Annotated in this window: 26 protein-coding genes; 6 read left to right on the forward strand and 20 right to left on the reverse strand. The window is 55.9% G+C overall.

Annotation, left to right across the window (positions count from 1 at the left end):
• From ACI2I2_RS03835 to ACI2I2_RS03910, 16 genes are all read right to left on the reverse strand, one after another.
• The gene (locus tag ACI2I2_RS03835; protein WP_404656700.1) at positions 1–582 is read right to left on the reverse strand and encodes a DUF3261 domain-containing protein; all 582 of its coding nucleotides are present in this window, start codon (positions 580–582) and stop codon (positions 1–3) included.
• Between the two features lie 108 nt (positions 583–690).
• A complete protein-coding gene (locus ACI2I2_RS03840; protein ID WP_404656701.1) occupies positions 691–3,012 on the reverse strand; it encodes an MMPL family transporter in 2,322 nt (773 codons plus the stop codon).
• Complete coding sequence (locus tag ACI2I2_RS03845) at positions 2,981–3,586, reverse strand: outer membrane lipoprotein carrier protein LolA (protein WP_404656702.1); 606 nt, start codon at positions 3,584–3,586, stop codon at positions 2,981–2,983. The genes ACI2I2_RS03840 and ACI2I2_RS03845 overlap by 32 nt, the downstream gene beginning before the upstream one ends.
• A complete protein-coding gene (locus ACI2I2_RS03850; protein WP_404656703.1) occupies positions 3,583–4,005 on the reverse strand; it encodes an acyl-CoA thioesterase in 423 nt (140 codons plus the stop codon). Before ACI2I2_RS03850 ends, ACI2I2_RS03845 begins: the two co-directional genes overlap by 4 nt.
• Positions 4,006–4,008: 3 nt before the next feature.
• Positions 4,009–5,688: a glycosyltransferase gene (locus tag ACI2I2_RS03855; RefSeq protein WP_404656704.1), complete on the reverse strand. Its 1,680-nt coding sequence runs from the start codon at positions 5,686–5,688 to the stop codon at positions 4,009–4,011.
• Positions 5,679–6,032: a hydroxymyristoyl-ACP dehydratase gene (locus ACI2I2_RS03860; protein ID WP_404656705.1), complete on the reverse strand. Its 354-nt coding sequence runs from the start codon at positions 6,030–6,032 to the stop codon at positions 5,679–5,681. The genes ACI2I2_RS03855 and ACI2I2_RS03860 overlap by 10 nt, the downstream gene beginning before the upstream one ends.
• Complete coding sequence (locus ACI2I2_RS03865) at positions 6,029–7,381, reverse strand: AMP-binding protein (protein ID WP_404656706.1); 1,353 nt, start codon at positions 7,379–7,381, stop codon at positions 6,029–6,031. The genes ACI2I2_RS03860 and ACI2I2_RS03865 overlap by 4 nt, the downstream gene beginning before the upstream one ends.
• A complete protein-coding gene (locus tag ACI2I2_RS03870) occupies positions 7,378–7,959 on the reverse strand; it encodes a hypothetical protein (protein WP_404656707.1) in 582 nt (193 codons plus the stop codon). Before ACI2I2_RS03870 ends, ACI2I2_RS03865 begins: the two co-directional genes overlap by 4 nt.
• A gap of 5 nt (positions 7,960–7,964) precedes the next feature.
• Complete coding sequence (locus ACI2I2_RS03875; protein ID WP_404656708.1) at positions 7,965–8,216, reverse strand: acyl carrier protein; 252 nt, start codon at positions 8,214–8,216, stop codon at positions 7,965–7,967.
• 13 nt (positions 8,217–8,229) lie between these two features.
• Positions 8,230–8,487 (reverse strand): phosphopantetheine-binding protein, encoded by a 258-nt coding sequence (locus ACI2I2_RS03880; RefSeq protein WP_330984132.1) that lies wholly within the window; start codon positions 8,485–8,487, stop codon positions 8,230–8,232.
• 33 nt (positions 8,488–8,520) lie between these two features.
• Positions 8,521–9,324: a lysophospholipid acyltransferase family protein gene (locus tag ACI2I2_RS03885; RefSeq protein WP_404656709.1), complete on the reverse strand. Its 804-nt coding sequence runs from the start codon at positions 9,322–9,324 to the stop codon at positions 8,521–8,523.
• Positions 9,303–10,025 (reverse strand): beta-ketoacyl synthase chain length factor, encoded by a 723-nt coding sequence (locus ACI2I2_RS03890; RefSeq protein WP_404656710.1) that lies wholly within the window; start codon positions 10,023–10,025, stop codon positions 9,303–9,305. Before ACI2I2_RS03890 ends, ACI2I2_RS03885 begins: the two co-directional genes overlap by 22 nt.
• A 212-nt stretch (positions 10,026–10,237) precedes the next feature.
• Complete coding sequence (locus ACI2I2_RS03895) at positions 10,238–10,630, reverse strand: hypothetical protein (protein ID WP_404656711.1); 393 nt, start codon at positions 10,628–10,630, stop codon at positions 10,238–10,240.
• A gap of 352 nt (positions 10,631–10,982) precedes the next feature.
• Positions 10,983–12,032 (reverse strand): AI-2E family transporter, encoded by a 1,050-nt coding sequence (locus tag ACI2I2_RS03900; RefSeq protein ID WP_404656712.1) that lies wholly within the window; start codon positions 12,030–12,032, stop codon positions 10,983–10,985.
• A gap of 283 nt (positions 12,033–12,315) precedes the next feature.
• Complete coding sequence (locus tag ACI2I2_RS03905; protein WP_330984137.1) at positions 12,316–12,873, reverse strand: DcrB family lipoprotein; 558 nt, start codon at positions 12,871–12,873, stop codon at positions 12,316–12,318.
• 73 nt (positions 12,874–12,946) lie between these two features.
• Positions 12,947–13,612, reverse strand: coding sequence for a 7-cyano-7-deazaguanine/7-aminomethyl-7-deazaguanine transporter (locus ACI2I2_RS03910; RefSeq protein ID WP_404656713.1), 666 nt, complete (start codon positions 13,610–13,612; stop codon positions 12,947–12,949).
• A 169-nt stretch (positions 13,613–13,781) separates the two neighbouring features.
• Between ACI2I2_RS03910 and tusA the strand changes: the two genes are divergently transcribed.
• The 4 genes from tusA to ACI2I2_RS03930 all read left to right on the forward strand — a co-directional run bounded on the left by tusA (position 13,782) and on the right by ACI2I2_RS03930 (position 17,009).
• Complete coding sequence (gene tusA, locus ACI2I2_RS03915) at positions 13,782–14,027, forward strand: sulfurtransferase TusA (RefSeq protein ID WP_330984139.1); 246 nt, start codon at positions 13,782–13,784, stop codon at positions 14,025–14,027.
• Positions 14,028–14,200: 173 nt separating this feature from the next.
• Positions 14,201–15,184: a TRAP transporter substrate-binding protein gene (locus ACI2I2_RS03920; protein WP_404656714.1), complete on the forward strand. Its 984-nt coding sequence runs from the start codon at positions 14,201–14,203 to the stop codon at positions 15,182–15,184.
• A 21-nt stretch (positions 15,185–15,205) separates the two neighbouring features.
• Entirely contained in the window at positions 15,206–15,715 is a 510-nt protein-coding gene (locus ACI2I2_RS03925) for a TRAP transporter small permease (protein ID WP_404656715.1), read from the forward strand.
• Positions 15,716–15,725: 10 nt separating this feature from the next.
• Positions 15,726–17,009 (forward strand): TRAP transporter large permease, encoded by a 1,284-nt coding sequence (locus ACI2I2_RS03930; RefSeq protein ID WP_404656716.1) that lies wholly within the window; start codon positions 15,726–15,728, stop codon positions 17,007–17,009.
• Positions 17,010–17,055: 46 nt separating this feature from the next.
• Here the strand turns inward: ACI2I2_RS03930 and zntA are convergent, their stop codons facing one another.
• Together zntA and ACI2I2_RS03940 are read right to left on the reverse strand one after the other, a co-directional pair.
• Positions 17,056–19,254, reverse strand: a complete 2,199-nt coding sequence (gene zntA / locus ACI2I2_RS03935; RefSeq protein WP_404656717.1) for a Zn(II)/Cd(II)/Pb(II) translocating P-type ATPase ZntA — start codon at positions 19,252–19,254, stop codon at positions 17,056–17,058.
• 76 nt (positions 19,255–19,330) lie between these two features.
• Entirely contained in the window at positions 19,331–19,957 is a 627-nt protein-coding gene (locus ACI2I2_RS03940) for a lysoplasmalogenase (RefSeq protein WP_404656718.1), read from the reverse strand.
• A 123-nt stretch (positions 19,958–20,080) separates the two neighbouring features.
• On the opposite strand from ACI2I2_RS03940, the gene ACI2I2_RS03945 reads away from it, so the two are divergent.
• A complete protein-coding gene (locus ACI2I2_RS03945; RefSeq protein ID WP_330984145.1) occupies positions 20,081–20,437 on the forward strand; it encodes a DUF2500 domain-containing protein in 357 nt (118 codons plus the stop codon).
• A gap of 72 nt (positions 20,438–20,509) precedes the next feature.
• Here the strand turns inward: ACI2I2_RS03945 and ACI2I2_RS03950 are convergent, their stop codons facing one another.
• Both ACI2I2_RS03950 and rsmD read right to left on the reverse strand, forming a co-directional pair.
• A complete protein-coding gene (locus ACI2I2_RS03950) occupies positions 20,510–20,782 on the reverse strand; it encodes a DUF1145 family protein (RefSeq protein ID WP_330984146.1) in 273 nt (90 codons plus the stop codon).
• Positions 20,772–21,368, reverse strand: coding sequence for a 16S rRNA (guanine(966)-N(2))-methyltransferase (rsmD, locus tag ACI2I2_RS03955; protein WP_330984147.1), 597 nt, complete (start codon positions 21,366–21,368; stop codon positions 20,772–20,774). The genes ACI2I2_RS03950 and rsmD overlap by 11 nt, the downstream gene beginning before the upstream one ends.
• Before the next feature lie 146 nt (positions 21,369–21,514).
• Between rsmD and ftsY the strand changes: the two genes are divergently transcribed.
• On the forward strand, positions 21,515–23,011 hold the full coding sequence (ftsY, locus tag ACI2I2_RS03960; protein ID WP_404656719.1) for a signal recognition particle-docking protein FtsY: 1,497 nt from the start codon (positions 21,515–21,517) through the stop codon (positions 23,009–23,011).
• Position 23,012 lies beyond the last annotated feature (1 nt).

Raw genomic sequence — 23,012 nt, forward strand, 5'->3', positions numbered from 1 at the left:
TCAGTCGCCCAGATATTGGATGGTGATGTGGTAATTAAAGACGTGCTGTTCAATGCTGATTGGCTCGCGCTTTCCTTTGCGCTGCAGGTAGGTGATTTCCGTCACCAGCTTGCCGCTCGCATTGCGAAGTTCACGTTTATCACCGTCATCTTTCAGCGTCCAGCCTTTCGGCAGTTGCGGCGTCCAGGCGCTCACAGGCCAGTGGCTCAGCATCACGTCAGCCAATACCTGGCTGGCGGGGGGAAGTTGTGGCACCACAATCGACTGCTCGGTGTGAATGCCTTTGTCATCATAGGTGACGAGGAACAGGCGAATGCCGACAGAGGAAAGGCCTGCCAGCGTCAGCTTTTTGTCATCGGCGTTGAGCATCACCAGCAGCGACTGCGTCTTGCCATTGAACGTGCCGGTCAGCAGTTGCTGTGAATTGACCGCAGGAGTGATCCCTGGCGCTGGCAGCGTGACCTGCGTGCCCGGCTGAAGCCAGGCCTGAGGGCGACCGTTTTCATCACCGGAAGAGTGGCTACAGCCCGTCAGGATCAGCACCGCCGCAACAGCAGCCATGCGTAAAAGTCTACTTATCATCGTGTTACCTCAAAACGGCGGTGCCGGGTGGCTTGATTGCCGGGTGGCGCTGGCGCTGACCCGGCCTACAAAATCCATCCGGTCGTAGGCCCGGCAATGCCCGGAGTCTCATGATTGCTTTCTCTTTTTACCCGGCATCGCCAGCGGCGACAGCAGGAAGGCGGTGAAAATACCGCTCACCAACACAATGCCAAAGCTGCTGATCGCCTGAGTGGCGCTGAACACCAGCATGCCTAGCGTTAACAGCGTAGTCATCATCGCCAGCCCAATAGCCAGCATGGAAGTGAGCGGGGTCCCGCGCGGGTTACTGAAAAACAGGGTGTAGTTGATGCCGATCCCAAGAACTAGCACCAGCGCCAGCAGGGAAAACAGGTTCACGGAATGGCCGCTGAACGCTAAAACGGCCAGCCCGCAGCTGAGCGACAAAGCCGAAGGCACAAGGCTAATCAGCCCTTTGCGCCAGCCAAGACGCAGCATTGCGCCTACGGCGATAATCACCAGCGCCACGCCAAGCAGCGCCGTCAAAATAGTGCGATACAGCGAGAACAGCGCATCGAAAGAGGCTTTGCGATCGTTCCACGCTACGCCCGTTGCACTGTCTGCCAGCTTTTGCAGGGCAGCGCTATCTTTCACGCCATCAACCGGCACCAGCACGCCGCTTTTGCCATCCGGCAACGTTATCCACAGCAGTCGCCAGCCTTCGCTGGCCGGACTTTTCAGCCACTCATCCACGCTCACTGGCATGGGCGTGAGATCAGGCGTGACAGTCTGCAATCCGGCAGTTTGTAGCGCAGTGACCACGCCCGGCGCGGCCTGTTTTAGCAGCTGTAAATCTTGCTGCTGGCGTTGCAGTGAATTGAGCGGCAGGGTGCGGTATTGCGTGAACAGGCCTTGTTGCTGCGCATTTTTAAGCTGTGGCGTGAAGGCTTCGAGACGTTCCAGCGTTTGTTGTGCTGTGTCGCCATACACCACAAACCATTTCTGGTCGACGCTCTGTCCGGTCAGGCTGGTTATCTGTTTTTCCTGTGCCAGCAAGTGCTGCGGCAGCGCCTGCAACTGAGCGATATCGTCGTTCACTTGCAGTTTCGACAGGCCGACCAGTGAAAACAGCGCCAACGCGGCAGGCAAACCGACCGACAGTTTTTTGTTGCGACGCCAGGCCGCCAACCAGCGCAGCATTATCGCCATCAATGGCACCGGGCGAACCGGTAAACCGCGGCACAGCCACGGATGCCAGAAAATCACGGTCAGGCAGGAAGCGCTTAAGCCAACGGCTGCGAACACCGCCATCTGGCGAATGCCCGGGAAGGGCGCGAGCATCATGATCAGATAAGCCGCCACGGTGGTCAGCAGTGCCAACAGTAGCGCGTTACGCACTTTGAGCAGGCTTTCCCACGGGGAGGACATTTCGCCATGCACCATGCGTTCGGTCAGATAATAGAGCGTGTAGTCGGCGGAAATGCCGATGATGCTCATGCTCATCACCAGCGTCATCAGGTGCAGCTCGCCGAACAGCAGCAGGGTGACTACCGTGCCCGCCAGCGCGCCAATACCAATCGAAACTAAGCACAGCAGCAGCGGGCGCAGCGAGCGGAACACCAGCACAATCAGCAGGATCACCCCGAGAAGGGTCGCCACACCGAGCGTCGACACGTCATGTTTCGCCTGTTGGCTGGCGTAATCGCTGTAGAACACCGTGCCGCGCGAAAGCAGCTGTGCCTGCGGATACTGCGTTTTAAGCTCTGTTTCCAGCGCGCTCAGTTTGCCGACCAGCGCATGGGTTTGCTGCATGTCGAACGAAGAACCGTTCAGTTCGCCGTGCAGTAAGTACCAGTAGTTTCCTGCGCTGTCTTGCGCGACCAGCCAGCCGTCCATCAGGCGGAGCTTCTGCCCGTTTTGCGCCAGCGCGAGCTGCGAGCCGCGCATCAGCATCAATGGGTCATTGTTCAGTTCTTTCCCGCTGACGCCAGAAAACGCAGAGTAAAGCTGAGACAAAATCCACTGCGCCTGTGCTTCGCCGCCTTGTTGCAGGCGGGCGCGGGTCGTCGGGTCAATCAGGCCATTGCGGTGTTTGAAGAAGAATTCTCCCCACGCTTGCTGGCTGTTAGCGTCCATCGCCCCTTTCACTTCCCGAAGCTGACCAGATTGCGCCAGCAGCGTTTGCCAGCGCTGCGCGACAGCCGGATCGGCCTTTTTCCCGGGGCTGACTAACCACACCACCTGCTGGTCGAGGCGCTGCATAAACCCGTTGCTCAGGGCGGGTGGAATAGCGCCCATACTTTGCGCTGGCAGCATCGCCAGCACGCTGCTGTTCAGGCGCGCACGCGGTAACAGCAGCGCTAAGGCCGCAACCAGGATCAGGCACAGCGCCAGCCAGCCAAAGGCGGCGCGGCGGGCGTTATTGGGCGGCAAAGCGCTTGCGTTCGTCATCGGTCAGAGTGGCGGGAGTCAGGCGTTGATTCGAGAGGGTGATGTCGGTGCGATCGCCCTGTTTATCGTTAAGCTGGATGGATTCCAGATACGTTTTTCCGCCCAGATCGATAGAGGTAAAAATCTTGTCCAGCGGCGTGGTGATGGGGGTGAGCTTCAGCGTCCAGCGCTCGTTGCCCTGATCTTTAAAATCGATGCGGAAGTTTTGCTCCAGCACTTTGCGGTCGGCCTGGAACAGTGCGCGCAGCAGATGATTGAACTGGAACATCTGCGGGTTGTTGTCGGCTGTAATGGTTTGCGGCGGCTGACCGTTAACGATCTGCACCATGCGCGAGTCGTCCAGCATCATGCTCATCGGGAACGGCGAGGTCTGATCCCACAGCAGGCCAGTATCGCGGGCAATCAGCATTTCGCCCTGTGAGCGCAGCGGTTGCGGCATCTCTTTGATGGTGCGGGTCTGGTCGAAGTGAGCGCGGACTATCGGCTGCTCGGTGAAACGCTGCTGAAGTTCTTCCAGCGTCACGGCGTGCACCAGCGGTGACAGCAGCAGAGCGACTAATGGCCACAGTTTCATTCTGATACTCCCATGCGTTCAAACAGAACCGGCGGGCTGACGAAGCACAGCTCTTTGGTTTTCTCTTCGACGGCGACCTGAATGGTGTAGCCAGTGGTGGTGCGTTTGCCCGTTGCGGCGTCGAAAATTTCATAGCCGATGCGCAGGCGGTTTTCATATTCTTCCAGCTTCGCACGCACGCGGATGGTTTGCTCGAAGGTCACCACATCGCGATACTTCACGCGGGTGTCGACCACCGGCCAGACGTAACCCGATTCTTTCATCTGGCGATAGCCGTAATCGAACTGGTTGAGCAGCGCCTCGCGGGCAATTTCAAAGTAGCGGAAGTAGTTGCCGTGCCAGACAACACCCATCATATCGACGTCGTGAAACGGGACGGTGATGGTCACTTCGGTGGTAAAGCGGGGATCGTTCAGCACCCGTTACTCCTTATCCGTAGCATCCGGCAGCTGCCAGAAATCAAAAAAGTTAAACCAGTCGAGCGGCGACAGCAGCGCGTAATGCTCCAGGCGCTGGGCATAATGGTCGACGGCGTTTTGCAGTGCCTGCTGGCGTTCACCGCGCGGCAGGATCAGCGGATCAGCGAACGGCTCACAGTGCACCTGCAATTTGCCCTGTTGTTTGAGGGCGAAAATCATCAGCACCGGGCATTTCAGCACCGAGGCCAAAATAAACGGGCCTTGTGGAAAGGGCGCTGGCGTGCCCAGGAAATTGCTCCAGATAACCCGCCAGTCACCGCCGCGTTGCGGGTTCACCGCAATGCGATCGCCGACGATCGCCACCCATTCGCCCTGATCGAGTTTCTCTTTCAGCAGCATTGCGGTGTCGGGGCCGACGTCAGTGACGGAGATCAGGTTGATACCCGATTGCGGGGCATTCTCTTCCATCACCTGCTTAAAACGTTGAGCGTTTTCATTGAACACCAGCGCGTTAATGGTGCGGGTGGAAAGCGCCCGACAAGCTTCGACATCACCCAGATGCGAGGCCAGCAGCAGCTTGCCCTGCGGGGCCGACATGTCTAAAGCAACCTGTGCGCCCGGTGCGAACACAATGTCACGGCCAGGTTTCAGTTCCCCGCGCCAGCTGGCGATTTTATCGAGGATCGCATGGCCGAAGCGCATAAAGTGATGGAAGCTGTTGAAGCGAGCGGGCTGCGGTTGCTGGCGGACATCCAGCTCGCGTTTGGCTTTCGCAATCCACTGCTGAGAGGCTCGACGTGGCACGCTTGCGGTCAGCCAGAACACGGCAATGACTGGCCACAGCAGCAGCGAAAAGGCCCCGCGACCAAAGGTTTTCCACACCCAAATCATCAGCCGCATGCCCCACAGCCCTTTGGCTTCCGGCTGACGCGCCCAGTGCTGTGTGCGACGGCGGAACAACAGCGAAGGGATGCGCGGTAACATGCCGAAGAACAGGCGGGTGTGCATCCATGAAATACGCACGTTGTCCTTCAGCGCATCAAAGTGCGACAACCCGTCTTCAGGATAAGTGACGCGCGTGGGCACGAAATAGCTGGTGTTGCCCTGCCAGTACAAACGCACCATCACTTCGGTGTCGAAATCCATACGTTTGCCCAGTGCGACGCGGCTTGCCAGCTTCAGCGTGGGGGCAACCGGGTAAACACGGAAGCCGCACATGCTGTCCTGAAGCTGCAAGGAAAGCGTTTCAATCCACACCCAGACGTGAGTGACGTAACGTCCATACAGACGTGAGCGTGGCACAGAATCATCGTAAACAGGCTTGCCAGAAATCAGTGCTTCCGGGTGTTTTTCGGCCATCGCCAGCAGGCGCGGGATATCTTCAATCGCATGCTGCCCATCGGCATCCACCTGCACGGCATGGCTGAAGCCTGCGCGTTGCGCCTCTTCCAGCCCGCGGATCACCGCCGCACCTTTGCCTGCGTTTTCTGCCAGGCGCACCAGCGTCACGTTATCGTGCTCAGCCGCCAGCGCTTCGAGCACCTCGCGAGTGGCGGTGTCGCTGCCGTCATCCACCACAATGCACGGCATCTGAAATGCGGACAGGCGCGTAAGCACGCTCGCCATCATCGCGCCGTGGTTGTAGCAGGGGATCAGGATGCAGGGCGTAAACGTTACTGACATAACCGAATCTTTCCGCTGCTGGCGGTGTGGCGTAATTCGCCTTCATGACGTTGGTAGCTGAAGCTGAGAAGCTGTTTTTCCGCCAGCCAGGAAAGCGTCAGCGTGACAGTGGTTTCCGGCAGCAGCGGTGCCTGGAATTTCACGTTCTGAATGCTGTGAAAGCGAAAGCCAGGGGCCAGCAGCGTGATGGCGTAGTGCATCACCCAGTCGAGCTGCGCCACGCCGGGAAGCAGAGGCTGCACGTCGAAATGCCCCTGGAACCAGAACAAATCCGGGTCGAGATGCAGCACAACCGCCAGTTCCTGAGGCTGCGCCTGGAGGCGTTCAATTTCACGAGGTTTCACGAAAATAGCTCCTGCAATTGCGCATAGACACGCTTGTTCAGGGTGTTCACGGGTATCTCATCGATGACTCGCCAGTAGCGAGGCACCGCGACAGATTCCAGCACTGGCATCAGCGCACGTCGCCACGCCTGTTCCTGCGCTTTACCACCGTTCTCCTGCCACTGTTGACGAGCTTGTTCTGTGAGCACCAGCGCTACGCCAATGCCCTGACGACCACCTCGCGAAACGGGCACCGCAGCAGCATCGACAATGCCTTCGAGCGCCATCAGGCGGCGTTCAATCTCGCTGAGGGAGACGCGTTTTTCTTCAATTTTGACAATGCGCCCGCGTCGTCCGACAAGCCGAAAACCGTCGTCGACCAGCTCAAGCTGATCGTCGAGCAACATGCCTTCCGGGTCGTTCAGCAGAGGCGACAACAGCCGCCATTCTTCGCCTTCCGCTCGCAGCGTCACTTCCGGGAACAGCTGCCAGGAAGTGCTGTTATCCACGCGCTGTCGCCAGGCCATAATGCCGGTTTCGGTGCTGCCGTAAATTTCGTCCAGCCAGACGTTCAGCCAGCTTTGGGTCTCTTTGACCTCTTTCCACGGCAGCATGCCGCCCGCTGAAAGGATCATCTCTACCGGTGGCGGCGTGAGGTTGGCGTCCAGCCGTTTCAGGAACGCCGGGCTGCTGATAAAGACATAACGGTGTTGAGGCGCGAGCGCACTCAGCTGTTCAGCGTAATACAGCATCGAGGCATGCAGAGGCATTCCGCAGGCCATCGGCAGGAAAATGCGGAACGTCAGGCCATACAGATGCTGCGGCACAACGGAGGCCACAACGCGACAACCTGCCAGCCGTGGGCCGAAACGCGTATGCAGCATTCGGGCTTCTTCGTCCAGCAGCGCGACAGGCTTGATAATCTGCTTCGGCTGTCCGGTGGAGCCTGAGGTAAACAGTTCCACGTAGCTGTCTGCCGCAATCGGCGGCAGGATGATGTCACTGTGCGCGAATGACGTTGGCGTGGCGGTCACTGCAAGGTGCGGCCCTTCCCACTGGAGCGTCGTTTCGCTCATCACGCCATCAAACAGGTCTTGTTGCTCATTGAGCAATGACTCACGGCAATGCCCTGGGATCACCGGAACTTTGCCCGCGTGCAGCGAGGCCAGCAGCGCCACGATAAACAGATAGCTGTCTTCGAAACACAGCGCCCAACGTTCGCCGGACTGAGCCTGCAACGCCTGCACCTGAACGCTCACGTCGCGACGTAAATCGCCGAGCGTCCAGTGGTGTTCACCGAGCCAGGCAACGACCGTGTCGTCAGGCCGCGTGGGGTTCAGCCACTGTGCCAGCGGAAGGGGGTAATTCATGGTTGTTCTCTTTTCATCAAGCGCCTGCGAACCAGCCATTCAGCGGCCATCAGGGTTCCCATCAGCAGGTAGGCCATCACGCCGTTCCATGCCGTCCACAGCTTCATGTCGCCATGCAGTGCGGTGAAGAGGGCGATTGATCCATTGACGATAAAAAACAGGCACCAGACACGGGTGACCTGACGGGTATAACGCACACCGGCGGGCGGCAGGTCGGGTTCACGCAGGCGCGCCAGACGCTCGACCAGCGGCATGTGGCTCCACAGCGAACCGCCAAACACCGCCAGCATCACCAGATTGACCACTACCGGATAAAACAGCAGCAGCTGATGAGCCTTCAGTAAGGCACTGGCGGTACACAGGGCAATGCCCGCGAGCGCCACGACCTGCAACACGCCACGCATCGGCCCGGCTTGTTTACGCACCTGGAAAAGACGCAATAACAGCAGCAAGGCCATGGTCGGCAGCAGCCAGTGCAGCCCGTTGTGCGCCAGACCAAAGCCAACCAGCAAAGGCCAGGCAAGCACAATGGCACCTGTCGCCAGCCGCATCAGCGGCAGCGAGCGTGAGCCGCGCATGTTCGTTACTCGTCGTGCAGCAGACGGCTTACGGCGTCGACCACATCCTGAACGGTGCGGACCGATTTGAATTCGTCAGGCTTAATTTTCTTGCCGGTTTTTTTCTGCAAATGGACGACCATATCGACGGCGTCGATACTGTCCAGCTCCAGATCTTCATACAGGCGGGCTTCAGGTTTGATGTACTGCGGGTCGATTTCAAACAGCTTGTGCAGAAGGTCAGCGACTTCCTGATAAATGGTTTCTTGTTCAGTCATAACGGACTCGTCTTCAGGCGCGCTGAGCGCTGATAAAGGACGCCAGTGTGGCAACGGAGTAGAAATGCTGACGCATCTCTTCGCTTTCTGCTGAAAGCACCACGCCATACTGATTTTTCACCGCGAGCCCAAGCTCGAGCGCATCAATGGAATCCAGGCCTAAGCCATCGCCAAAGAGAGGGGCATCGGTGTCGATATCATCCGCTGACAATTCATCAAGATTCAGGGTCTGAATAATGAGATTTTTGAGTTCAAGATAAAGGGCTTGCATCATTAATTCCTGCCAAAGAAGGTGCTTTCCCGGTCATGTTTCCGGGTCTGTCTTTTGCAATTGAGACAAAAACAGTCGGTTGAGCTGGCGTGCGGCCAGCGCCGGTTCTTGTAAGTTTGCATCATAAAAGTCAGTGATGGCGATACGCTCGCAAACATTCACGTCAAATATGGGTTTTACCGGTGGCACATCATACCACTGGCTTTGTTTATCCAGCATACGTTGGCTACAGCGAATCGTCACAATTCGGACATCACTGGTGCAGCGTACGGCAATATTGGCGGCGCCGCGTTGCAGCGTCATCGGTTCGCCCACGCGCGTGCGGGTGCCTTCCGGGAAAATCAAAATGGTGTCGCCGCGAGCCAAACGTTCTTCACAGGCGGGCAGCAGGCTGTCGGCTTCGCTGTTAATCAGATAGTTAGCGCTGCGGATAACCCCGCTCATAAATGGGTTTCGCAGCAGCGAGCTTTTCACCATGCAGTCGGTTTCGGGCATCACAGAGGCAATCAGCACGTAATCGAGCAGCGAAGGATGGTTGGCAATCACCAGGCAGCCGCGCTCATTTTGCAGGATCGCTTCGCCGTGAAAACGGTAATCCAGCACGCCCATCACTTTGGTCACCCACAGGAAAAAGCGAAAGCTGGCCGAGATGCTGCGACGGGCGATGCGGCGACGGCGTGTGCTGTCACGCACCAACACCAGCAGGATGTTGAACCAAATCAGCGAAAGCAGCAGGCCGCCGATACCGAACAGTGAAAAGCAGAATCCGGTGGCGAAGATGCGCCAGACGCGGTTGAACGGTGAACTGACCGCCTTCATGCGTGGCTCCAGCACCATTGGGCCACTTCGCCGCTGACGGTAAATTCATGGTCCTGATTCAAATAATGACGCAGGAAAGTCAGGCTTTGCGGTAATCCGCTTTCTGTCTCATCGCCACCGGCTCGCGTGGTGCAGCTAAGCTGATTTCCAGCTTCAAACACGAACGCCGCCGCGTAGGCCCACGTTGGCATCGAGGCCTGCAAGTCATGGTGATAAAACGCAGGCACTGCACCGTCAAAATCAACCATTAATACCCGTTTGTAGCCCGCCTGAAGCAGGCTGACGACTTCCAGCAGCCCTTGCTGGAAGGTATCTTTTCCGGCTGAAAGAGAAGAAGAAACAATCGGTTGCTGTGCGACGATAGTCAGATTGCCGACGGCAGAATTGTGCACCGACAGGGCAAAATCTGTTGGGGAAACCGGCTGCTGTTTTGCCAGCGCTTCCAGAATGCGGTAGTTGCGCTCAAGCTCGCCGTGGCGGCTGGTGTAAAGCACGGCATCAATGGCATGGTTTTTCAGCATCGCCAGACCGCATTCCACAGCCAGCTTGCTACCGGAACTTAGGCGACGAGCCGTCATCATTGGCAGCGCAGTCAGTTTGCCCTGCGGGGCGGCTGAGTCTATTTCGCCAGTGCTACGTGCCCAGTCGAGCCAGTGGGCTGGGTCGCTTAAGCCAGGCGCGCGGGCCTGCCAGTCGGTTAGGGTTAATGAGTATTTCATCGGTGCGGGCCTGAGCTATCAGTACGTTAAATAAAGTGATGCCACTTATTATTGGTGTATTCATGCGGCATATTGTTCTTCGCGCCTACATCCTACAATGTTATTGATGCGTAAGCGATCAGAGATAAGGCAGAGTGGTCTTAAACTCGCAAACAGTTTCAGTCTGAGGATGAATATCGGCCCCATAAGGCCCGATATTCCTCTTATCTGGATTACAATTGTGCGCCGGTAGAGAGATAAAGCTGAATATCTTTATCCAGGTTATGCACCCAGCGATTGTAGTTGCGGTGGATTTGCCCGCCTGATGCCATCAGATTGATACTGCTGTCATATTTGATGATGTAACTGTTGGCAGAATACTGCACGATAATATTGGCAGTATGGTCGCGAGCCTGCTGGCGGCCTTTAATTACCCCAGGACCGGCATCGGTCATAATCCACTGGCGGTTGAGGCCAGCTTTTAAAATAGCGGTGCGAACCTGAGCTTCAGTGTGACCGCTGGTAACCGGGCTTTGCACGGTTTCAATCGGCTCCGTGCGGGAAACACAACCCGCCATTACGCCGACCATCAGGGCGGCAGCAAACCATTTCACTAACTTTTTCATCAATAACTCCATTCCATACCTGAATCGATGCGTTATTAAACCCGGCAATATCCAAACCTTTTATCAACGGCCGGTGAAAATTTACCCATTGCCCATCATTAGCGATTTTCTCGTTATTTTAGGGTTAATAAAGTCTTCTTTTATTAATCCCCAGTTGCCAATGATAGCGGGTTGTAAAATGATATGTGAGTGTGTGCGGCGCTGCAACAAGAATGGCTGTTAATATCCTGGTTAATATTCATTACGTAAAATGTAAATTTTATAAAGGTGGATTTTAGTTAGGGGGTTATTCATTTCTGCATTAAGAGAAAACAAAACTACCTGAACAGGTAGTTTTGTTTATCTCCGTCGGCTATCCGGGAAGCCGGCTTTTCGGTCGCCCTGGCCCCAACAAGATCGCCAGCTTGCTGCCGCCTTTGGTGGTTTCCATCCAGATTTTGCACACACTGGTGAGCGGAACGGACAGCAACATGCCGACCGGGCCCAGCAGCCATCCCCAAACCAGCAACGATAAGAACACCACCAGGGTCGACATCCCTAACCGGTGTCCCATCATTCGTGGCTCGACGATATTGCCCAGCACCATATGCACCGCCAAAAACAGCGCGCCGACCAACAGACATTCATACCAGCCATTAAACAAGAAAGCCTGAATCATCGGCGGAATGGCCGAAATCACCGAGCCAATGTTGGGCACATAGTTCAGTAAGAAGGCCAGCACGCCCCACATCAGCGCGAACTGCACGCCAAGCAGCACCAGACCAAGCCAGACGATCACGCCCGTCCACAGGCTAATGAGCGTTTTCAGCGCCAGATAATGCGACACGCCTTTCAGCGCGCGGTGCAAACCGGCGATATGAATCTGCGGATTCACCAGCGCGAATCGCAGTTTGTAAGGCACATGACGTACCTCAAACAGCATAAACACCACGGTCATCACCAGCAGGACAATGCTCGCCATCGCCCCGGAAAGCCCGGTCATCATGGTGGTGGCGAAGGTCATCATTTTGTCGGAATCAATGCGCTGCAACATGCGCTCCGGCGACATGTGCATATGCAGAAACGGCAACGAATCCTGCAGGGCGAGCAGCTTGTGTGTCAGTTCTTTGTTGTACTTCGGCAGCATGGCAATAAATTCATTGCTCGACGCCGCCAGTACGCCGAACAGCGCCGTGAGTACGCAGAGCATCACGAAGACCACAATGCTGATCGCAACCGGGCGTGATATGCCGCGACGAATAAACCAGGTGACTAAAGGATTGAGAACAATGGCGAAAAACAGCGCCAATAAGAGCTGAACAATAATGTCGGCGGCGGCGTGGATCCCGGCGAGGATGATCACCAGTGAGGCAAGTTTTAACAAGATATGCAGGCCCGCTTTATCAGCGGCAGATGTATTCATGGTGCTTTCCTTATGAGCTATCGGCATTAAGTGTAGTGCGTTGCTGCGGGGTAACTATCCGAAAGCGAAGCCGAAGGAAGCCCGATGAACCTTTTTTTGGCTGTAAATTGCCCGGCGGCGCTACGCTTGCCAGGCCTACAAAAGCGACAATCCGTAGGCCGGCGTAAGGCGAAGCCGCCACCCGGCTTGAGCGCTGATGTCACATGTGTTCACGCTTATTTGCGATAAAGCAAAAAAAAGCCCCCGGTCGTGAAACCGGGGGCCTTGTCGTCAGCAGACTGCGTTAGTTGATGACGATGGTATTGATGATGTTTTCCGCTGCGGTCTGCGCTTTCTGCTGATCGTCAGCAGGCAGGGTGATTTGCAGGGTCAGCAGTTTGTTGTCCACTTTACCCAGCACAACGGAGGAGTAAGCGGTCTGGCCTTTGGCAGAAATAATGCTGTCGAGCTGCTGCAAGGTGTGGCCTTTCAGCTCGATGGATTTGTTGGTCACAACTTGCAGCTGTGGATCGCGACCGCGCTGTTGTTCTTGCAGACGCTGAGCCAGGACACCCAAATCTTCATTGGTGTTGTCGCCGACAATCACAATCACCGCTTTCTGGCCGGTGGCGTCAGAATAGACGTGCATGTTGTTGGCCTGAGTGCCCAGTTTGCCGCTCTGGTCGGTCATATCGGCCGGCAGGGAGAAACTGAGTTTGCCATCCAGCAGACTCACTGGCTGAGCCGCTGCATTGCTCTCAGCGGATGCGCCCTGTGCAGGGGCTTTGCTGTCGCTGTTATCACAGGCGGCAAGACCCATCACCAGCAGGCCAATACCGACATATTTCACCAAATTGCGCATTGACATCTTCCTTTCGATAAACGGCCATTAATGGCACATCCGGCTATCTTATCACAACCTGTGTAATGAACTCTTAACCGTGCTGAAAAGCCCGGATTTCAGACTTATCTGCCAGCTTTTTCAACAGCATATTGAGCAACACGCCGTACATCGGCAGGAAGAAGACGATGCTGATAAGCACCTTAAAGCTGTAATCGACCAGCGCGATTTCTTTCCAGTGCGTCGCCATAAACGGGTCGGTGCTGCGCCAGAAAGCAATAAAGAAGAAGGCGACGGTGTCGCTGATATTGCCGAACAGCGTGGACGCAGTGGGTGCCAGCCACCAGTGGCGGCTTTGGCGCAGGCGATTGAACACGCCCACGTCGAGGATTTGCCCCAGCGCATAGGCCATAAAGCTTGCTGCCGCGATACGAGCCACGAACAGGTTAAAGCTACCCAGCGCAGCAAAACCTTGCCACTCGCCCATGTAGAACAGGGAAGAGATGACATACGAAATCAGCAGGGCAGGCACCATGACCGCGAAAATAATCTTGCGGGCAAGCGGCGCGCCAAAGATACGCACGGTCAGATCGGTGGCAAGGAAGATAAACGGAAAACTGAAGGCGCCCCAGGTGGTATGAAAACCAAAAATGGAGACCGGCAGCTGCACCAGATAGTTACTGGAGGTGATCACCAGCAAATGAAAAAGCGAAAGCCAGAACAACGCTTTTACGCGCTGAGTTTGAGAAAACGACGTCATATTGTGACCTTTTTAGTGGTTGGGGTGAGGGAACCCAATAAAAACCGCCGCATGATACTGCGTTTAGCCTGCTTTGCAATGGCTAATTTTCACGCAACCGTTAACCTGCCTTGCTTCACAAAACGGTGGCGGTAAACTAGGGCGGTTTTTTTGACTAACTGAGTACACCATGAGCGAACTTTTTTCTGCGGCGGACCACACTTTGGATGCACAGGGCCTGCGTTGCCCTGAGCCGGTAATGATGGTGCGTAAAACCGTACGCACCATGCCTGTTGGCGAGACCCTGCTGATTATCGCCGACGATCCGGCCACCACCCGCGATATTCCGGGTTTTTGCCGTTTCATGGAACACGAACTGATTGCTCAGCAAACCGACAGCCTGCCTTATCAGTATTTGATTCGTAAAAACCACTGAGTACGTGAGGGCGGATTCTGTGATCTGCCCTGAAATATCGTTATCAAATCGTTAAACCGACGTTTCATTATTGTTTCTTTTGTGACCCCTCTCACCGTCCCTTTCTTCTCTCCAGGCTACTTTTTAAACGCAAAAATAAAACAGCGTTTTACTAATTCCTCTGGAGACGACCGATGAAAATGACCGTAAAGCCATTTGTGGCCGCCTTATGCCTGTCCAGCGCCACGCTCTGCTTCTCTACCCTGGTTTGCGCGCAAACTATCCGTGCCGCTGATGTTCACCCGGAAGGGTATCCGAACGTGGTCGCAGTGCAGCATATGGGCGAAAAGCTCAAGCAGCAAACCCATGGCGACCTGGAAATCAAAGTCTTTCCGGGCGGCGTGCTGGGTGATGAAAAGCAAATGATTGAGCAGGCGCAAATGGGGGCGATCGACATGATCCGTGTGTCGATGGCTCCGGTGGCGGCGATCCTGCCTGACGTAGAGGCTTTCACATTGCCGTATGTGTTCCGCGATGAAGATCATATGCATAAGGTGATCGACGGTGATATTGGCAAACAGATTGGCGACAAGCTCACCAACAACCCGAAATCAAAGCTGGTGTTTCTCGGCTGGATGGACTCCGGCACGCGTAACCTCATCACCAAACAGCCGGTGGTGAAACCGGAAGATCTGAAGGGGATGAAAATCCGCGTGCAGGGCAGCCCGGTGGCCATTGATACCCTCAAAGACATGGGCGCAAACGCCGTGGCGATGGGGGTGAGCGAAGTTTACAGCGGCATGCAGACCGGGGTCATTGACGGCGCGGAGAACAATCCGCCGACCTTTATCGCGCATAACTATATGCCGGTGGCGAAAAACTACACCCTCAGCGGCCACTTTATCACCCCGGAAATGCTGCTCTATTCCAAAGTGAAATGGGACAAGCTGAACGCCGACCAACAGCAAAAAATCCTGACCCTGGCTCGTGAAGCGCAAATGGAACAGCGTCAGCTGTGGAACGCCTATAACCAGCAGGCGCTGGAGAAAATGAAAGCAGGTGGCGTGCAGTTCCATACCATCGATAAAGCTTATTTTGTGCAGGCGACGGAACCGGTGCGCAAAGCCTATGGCGAGAAGCACCAGGACCTGATGAAAGCCATCGCCGACGTTCAGTAATTCCTGCCTGACGGAGGACATATGTCTGAGCAATTTTGTCGACTGATGGACAAGGTGTACATGCTGGCGATGTGGGTAGCAGGTGCGGCGCTGTTGATGATGACGGTGGTTATCCCGATTGGGATTTTCTCTCGCTATGTGCTGAACCGAGGGGAATCCTGGCCTGAGCCGGTGGCGATTATCTGCATGGTGACGTTTACGTTTATCGGTGCGGCGGTGGGGTACCGCGCCGGATCACACATTGCGGTCAACATGCTGACCGATCGTTTACCTGCCGCGTTGCAGAAAGTCGCTGCGCGGCTGGTTGATCTCTTAATGCTGTTGATAACCGGGATCATGTTCTGGTACAGCGCCTGGCTGTGTGCGGATCTCTGGGAGCAACCCGTTGCCGAGTTTCCGTTGCTGACCTCGGGTGAAACGTACCTGCCGTTGCCTGTGGGATCGGCAGTCCTGATTCTGTTTGTGATCGAGCGTCTGCTGTACGGTTCCCAGGAGAATCGTCCGGTCGTGCTTATCGGTAACCACGGCTGAGGACTTTCTGATGGACGCATTTATCTTACTGTTTACCCTCGCCATTTTACTGGCTCTCGGCATGCCGGTGGCTTTTGCTGTGGGGTTAAGCGCCGTGGCCGGGGCGCTGTGGATTGATTTGCCGCTTGAAGCATTGATGATTCAGATAACCAGTGGGGTGAACAAATTCACGCTGCTGGCGATCCCGTTCTTCATTCTGGCGGGGGCCATTATGGCGGAAGGCGGTATTGCCAGAAGGCTGGTCAATTTTGCTTATCTGTTCGTCGGTTTTATTCGCGGCGGGCTGTCGCTGGTAAATATCGTCGCCTCCACCTTTTTTGGGGCGATTTCAGGCTCTTCAGTCGCGGACACGGCTTCTATCGGCAGCGTCATGATCCCGGAAATGGAGAAGAAAGGCTATCCACGGGAATATGCCGCGGCAGTCACGGCAAGCGGGTCGGTGCAGGCGATACTTATTCCACCCAGCCACAACTCGGTGATTTATTCTCTGGCAGCAGGCGGTACGGTGTCGATTGCCACGCTGTTCATCGCCGGGGTGTTGCCAGGATTGCTGTTAGGCGTATGCCTGATGGTGATGTGCCTTGGCTTTGCCCACAAGCGGGGCTACCCGAAAGGCGAAGTGATCCCGTTTAAACAGGCGCTGAAAATTTTCTTTGATGCCCTGTGGGGGCTGATGACGGTGGTTATCATCCTTGGCGGTATTCTTTCCGGCATTTTCACCGCCACGGAATCTGCGGCAGTAGCCTGCCTGTGGGCGTTCTTCGTGACCATGTTTATCTACCGGGATTACCGGTGGAGCGAACTGCCAAAACTGATGTACCGCACGGTGAAAACGGTCAGTATCGTCATGATCCTGATTGGTTTTGCCGCCGCATTTGGCGCGGTGATGACTTACATGCAGTTGCCGGTTCGCATCACTGAATTCTTCACGTCGCTCTCAAGCAACAAATACGTGATCCTGATGTACCTGAACGTCATGCTGCTGCTGATTGGTACCCTGATGGACATGGCACCCATCATCCTGATCCTTACGCCCGTATTATTGCCCGTGACCAATTCGCTGGGCATTGATCCGGTGCATTTTGGCATGATCATGATGGTGAACCTTGGGATCGGCCTGATAACACCACCGGTAGGATCAGTGCTGTTCGTGGCGAGTGCGGTCAGCAAGCAGAAGATAGAAACGGTGGTTCGCGCCATGCTGCCCTTTTACGGCATGTTGTTGCTGGTGCTGGGAATGGTGACTTACATCCCGGCGATTTCGCTCTGGCTACCTCACGCATTGGGGATGTAGTTTTACACGGCCGGGCGGCACTTTGGCTTGCCCGGTCGTGAAGAACTTATTTCCGACGTAATAACCGCAAAGCATTCGCCGTCACTAACACCGTTGCGCCGGTGTCGGCCAGCACGGCCAGCCACAGGCCGGTGAAGCCGAGCAGCGTGGTGACGAGGAAAATCCCTTTCAGCCCTAGCGCGATGGCGATGTTCTGCCGGATGTTGGCGTGCGTGGCGCGGGCGAGGGCAATCATCTGCGCCAGGCCGGTCAGGCGATTGCCTGTCAGGGCGGCATCGGCGGTTTCCAGTGCCACGTCGGTCCCGCTGCCCATCGCAATGCCGATGGTGGCGGCTTTCATGGCGGGTGCGTCGTTGATGCCGTCGCCGACCATGGCCAGTGGTTCACTTGCGTTTAGCTTACTGACTTCCTTCACTTTGTCTTCTGGCAGCAGGCCAGCCCGATATTCCAGACCCAATTCTTGAGCGATAGCTGCGGCTGCTCGCGGGTTATCACCCGTCAGGATCACGCCTTGTACGCCAAGCTGATGCAGGGCCGCAACGGCTTCTCGTGCGTCTTCCCGTAAGGTATCGCGCAGGGCGATAATCCCCAGCAGCGCTTCGTTGCGTACAACCAGCACCACCGTTTGCCCGGCGCTTTCTAATTGCTGGATTTGTTCTTCAAAACCAGTCGCGTTGAATTTTCCTGCGGCACAAATCAGCACTCGCTGGCCTTCCACTTCAGCCTCAATGCCTGAGCCAGCCAATGCTCTTTGATGACTGGCTTCCGCTATCGTCAAGCCACGAGTCTGGGCATCGGCCACAATGGCCTGCGCCAATGGGTGGCTCGACCCTTGTTCAACGGCGGCTGCGAGGGCAAGCAATGCATCCTCATCGACAGAACCTGTCGCCACTATTGACGTCACTTTCGGTTTGCCGACGGTGAGGGTGCCTGTTTTATCAAAGGCAATCTGGCGAACACGTCCAAGTTGTTCAAGTGCCGCACCGCCTTTAATCAACGCACCACGACGCGCTGCCGCTGCCAGACCCGAGGTGATCGCTGCAGGCGTGGAAATGACCAGCGCACAAGGGCAGCCAATCAGCAGCAGCGTCAGGCCTTTGTAGATCCACGGCATCCATTCGGCTGCAAAGAACAGAGGCGGGACAATGGCGACGAGCAGGGCGACGAGCATGATCGCCGGGGTATAAATTCGGCTGAAGCGGTCGATGAAGCGCTCAATGGGGGCGCGGCGTTCGTCGGCTTCTTCAATCAGGCGCAGGATGCGGTCGATGGCGCTGTCTCCGGGTTCAGAGACAACGGTCAACTGCACCAGACGGTCAACACTGGTGGCGCCTGCCGCGACTTTTTCGCCTGCATTACGCTCCACGGGAACGGATTCACCGGTCAATGCGCTTTCATCAAAGCTGGCGAAAGGTGAAATCAGCGTACCGTCGGCTGGCAAACGCCCCCCTGCGGCAACTTCAATCACATCGCCAGGGCGCAAATCACGCCGGGCGACCGTTTCCCGCTCGCCGTTACGCAAGCGAACAGCGGTTTCGGGTTTCAGGGCCATCAACGCGCTGACGCCTTTACGCGCACGGCTGGCAGCCCAGCCTTCAAGCCGTTCACCAATCAGAAACAGTAGCAGCACCATGGCTGCTTCAGCGGTAGCCCCGATAAACAGCGCGCCGAGGGCGGCAACGCTCATCAGGGTTTCAATGGCGAACCAGCTGCCGCTTTTTATCAGGCGTAACGCCTGACGGGCAATCGGGAATAGCCCGACCAGGGCGGTGACAATAAACGCCAGTTGTCCGGCTGGATTGTTCAGTTGTTCCAGCCCCCAACTGACTGCCATCATCACGATAAGTGCTATCAGCGGCAGATTATCCCGCCAGGCTGGCGTTGCCGCTTCCTGTGGCGCATCTTCGCTTTGCAGGCTGTAGCCGAGCTCACTGACGGCTTTTTCAATTTGAGGGCGCACGTCGGCGTTGGCGGTGACCACCAGTTTCTCGGTGGCAAACATCACCTGGACGTGATTGACGCCTGCAACCTGACGGGCGGCGTTTTCGACTTTTCGCGCGCAGGCGGCACAGTCCATACCGCTGACATTCCAGCTAAAGCGGTTGCCGGTTGTGTCTTCCGCTGGTGCAGTATTGTCTGTGCAATCAGCCTCGCAGCAGCAGGTTTCTTTCTCCGCCGCAGCAGGTGCGAAGCGCAGGGTGGAAAATTGCGGGACGTTTTTGTGGTCAGATTCTGGTGTCGTCATAGCACCCTCCGGCTAATGATAATTTTCTCATTAACCGAAGGATACACTCTGGAGTCGACTCCAGAGTCAAGGGCTTTTAAAGATACAGAGCGCGGACAATCAGGAAGTGCCCGGCGAAGTAGCAAGCGGACGCCAGCGCGCTGTCGGCACGGAAGCGGCGGCGGTAGTGACTGCCCAGCCAGACGATATCGCTGATCAGCAGCAGCGTTGCGCCCATGAAGCCGGAAAGTGCGGTATCGACAGGGCGGAAGAACCACAGTTCACCCGCCAGCCACACCATCACCAGCGTCATGGCGATGAAGGTGCAAACGGGCAAGCGCAGCTCTTCAAGGCGCGACCAGATAACGGCAATCAACACCGCGCCAATCACCAAAAGCACTAACGGTAGCGGCCAGAAAAACGACAGCGTCATCTGGCTGGCAAACCAGATGGTATAGAGCAGATGAGACAGGAAAAAAGCGCCGATGGCATACAGCAGGCGTTCACGCGAAAGCAGCGTGAGCGCATCACCAATCAGCGAAGCACAAAGGCCCGCGAGTACCAGATAGCTGATGGCGTTGAACATCGGCGCTTGCCAGGCAAGCAGCAGGAGCAGAATCAGGGTGACAGGTTTGAACACCCAGCGTTGCCAGACGGGCCCACGATAAGATGCATCCACATACAACCAGCCGGACAAACAGACTGCGATGAAAGACCAAAGCATAGTAAATCCTTGTATTGTCTAATAAGCACTCTCTGGTTTCAGTGTAGTGGTGCCAGCAGGCAGATGGCAATGCCAGTGAAGGCAAGGTATCCTGATTTCCGCCAAATCTGATGGGATAGTTCAATGAGTAAGATGCCGCTCTTTTTTGTGGTTGTGGTGGCGATTATCGTGATTGCAGCCTCGTTTCGCTTCGTCCAACAGCGTCGTGAAAAGATGGATAACCAGGCCGCACCTTTGCTGCAAAAGCAGGTGGTGGTGAGCAATAAACGTGAAAAAGTGATTAACGACCGGCGTTCTCGCCAGCAAATTGTGACCCCTGCGGGCAGCGATATGCGCTATGAAGTGAGTTTCAGGCCGCAAACGGGCGGGCTGGAAGTGACCTTCCGCGTGGAAGAAAAAGAATATCACCAGATAACTGTCGGCGATAAAGGCACCTTGAGTTACAAGGGCTCTCAGTTCGTTGAGTTCGTGCCTGAATAAGACGTAGGCCGGGTAAGCGTCAGCGCCACCCGGCAATCGAGCCACCCGGCAATCGAGCCATCCGGCAATAAATCACTTCTTCTTCGGCGTTAACTTCTTCTGCCAGGCAATCAGTTCAAACACCCCAAACAGGAAGATGCGGATTTGCTCGCCGCGCGTCATCTGCGGGCCATCTTTTGGCATCGTGGATTTCAGCAGCGCCATTTGCATGCCGTGCATCAACACCATGAAAATCAGCGCCACGTTGACGAAAATATTCAGCGGGCGTGGGAAAGGGTGCACCAGATTCAGCACCAGAAAGGCCCAGACGCAAAGCATCAGCAGGCGGCCCAGATTAAGCAGCATTGTGTTCTCCTTGTGCTTCACGATGATAAAGACGATAAGCCACCTGACCGGCCACTTTCTCGCGGTGTAAATCCCAGTGTGCGGGGACGGGCGGCAGGCCATTTTCCACTTCGCTTTCGACGTAAATCAGCGCGTCGTCTGCCAGCCAGCCGTTTTTTTCCAGCAGACTCAGTGTTTCTTCCAGCAAGCCTTTGCGGAATGGCGGGTCAATAAACACCACGTCATGCGGCGTGCCAGGCTGGGCGAGGAAGGTTAACGTGTTAGTGTTTACCACCTGCGCATGGCTGGCTTTCAGCGTGGCGAGGTTTTTTTGTAACTGTTGTGCGACGTGACGCTCCATCTCCAGCAAGGTGGTGCTGCCGGCATAACGGGAGAGCGCTTCAAGCCCTAAAGCGCCGCTGCCAGCGAAACAATCCAGGCAACGCGCGTCGACCATATGCGGGGCAAGCCAGTTAAATAGCGTCTCACGAACGCGGTCTGTGGTTGGGCGCAGGCCAGGGCTGTCGGGCACCGGGAGCTTACGGCCCCGCCATTGCCCGCCTATAATGCGGATCTGACCGCTGCCGTTGTGGTTTGGTTTTTTCATAGCGTTCTTCAGCTCAGTGCTGGATTACTCTTCCAGGCGGTGATGCGCGTTAAGTAAAGTGATAGACTATTTCATCATTTTTTTAGCTTCCATGTACATAGCGGTGACGCGGTGCCGGGAGTCAACAGCGAAGAGTGTGGTCGCCGATGGCAAAAAACAAAAAGAAAGGCTTTTTCTCCTGGCTGGGTTTTGGACAGAAAGAACAGGAACAGCCGCAGCAGGAAGCCGAACAGCAACTGACAGACGTTGAGCAAACGCCCGTCGAGCCTGTTGTTGAAGAGGTTGTGGAGCAGATTGCTGAGCCTGAAGCAGACACGTCCGCACACAGCAAAGAAGAGACTGAAGCGTTCGCCGATGACGTGGTCGAGGTGACCGAAGAGGTCATCGAAAGCGAAAAACCGCAGCCGGTTATCGAGCCGGAACCTGTCGCAGAGGTTTCTGCTCCGGTTGAAGAGCCCGTTGTTATCGACGAGCCAAAGGCAGAAGTGGAGCACGAAGCGCTGCCGCTACCGGAAGAGATTGTCGAAGAAGACCCTGTTGCTGTTATCGAAGAAGAAGCCGTTGTGGCGCATCAGCCTGTGGCTGAGGAAGAGCTTGCCGAAGAAGACGAACTGACCGACGAAGAGCTGGAAGCTCAGGCGCTGGCGGCTGAAAACGCGAATGATGAGGCAGAAGAAGCCGTCGCTGTCGAAGCCCCGCTTCAGGAGCAAGAAAGGCCGACCAAAGAAGGTTTCTTCGCTCGCCTTAAGCGCAGTTTGCTTAAAACGAAAGAAAATCTCGGTTCCGGATTTATCAGCCTGTTCCGCGGCAAGAAAATCGATGATGATCTGTTTGAAGAGCTGGAAGAACAGCTGCTGATTGCCGATGTCGGCGTGGAAACCACCCGTAAAATCATCGCTAATCTGACCGAAGGCGCGAGCCGCAAACAGCTGCGAGATGCCGAAGCGCTGTACGGTCTGCTGAAAGATGAGATGAGCGAAATCCTCGCAAAAGTGGATGAGCCGCTTAATATTGAAGGCAAAACCCCGTTTGTTATCCTGATGGTTGGCGTTAACGGGGTGGGTAAAACCACCACCATCGGCAAACTGGCGCGTCAGTTTGAGCAGCAGGGCAAATCCGTAATGCTGGCGGCGGGCGATACCTTCCGTGCGGCAGCCGTTGAACAGCTTCAGGTTTGGGGCCAACGCAACGACATTCCGGTGATTGCTCAGCACACCGGTGCAGATTCCGCTTCCGTGATTTTCGATGCGATTCAGGCCGCGAAAGCGCGCAACGTGGATGTGCTGATTGCCGATACCGCAGGGCGTTTGCAGAATAAATCGCACCTGATGGAAGAACTGAAGAAAATCGTCCGCGTGATGAAAAAGCTGGACGAGGAAGCGCCGCACGAAATCATGCTGACAATTGATGCCAGCACCGGGCAGAACGCCATCAGCCAGGCGAAGCTGTTCCATGAAGCCGTTGGGCTGACCGGCATTACCTTGACTAAACTGGACGGGACCGCCAAGGGTGGCGTTATCTTCTCGGTGGCCGATCAGTTTGGCATTCCGATCCGCTACATTGGCGTCGGCGAACGTATCGAAGACTTGCGTCCCTTCAAATCGGACGATTTTATTGAGGCACTTTTTGCCCGAGAGGATTAAC

The organism is Scandinavium sp. NPDC088450, from assembly GCF_044900545.1.
Lineage (GTDB): Bacteria > Pseudomonadota > Gammaproteobacteria > Enterobacterales > Enterobacteriaceae > Scandinavium.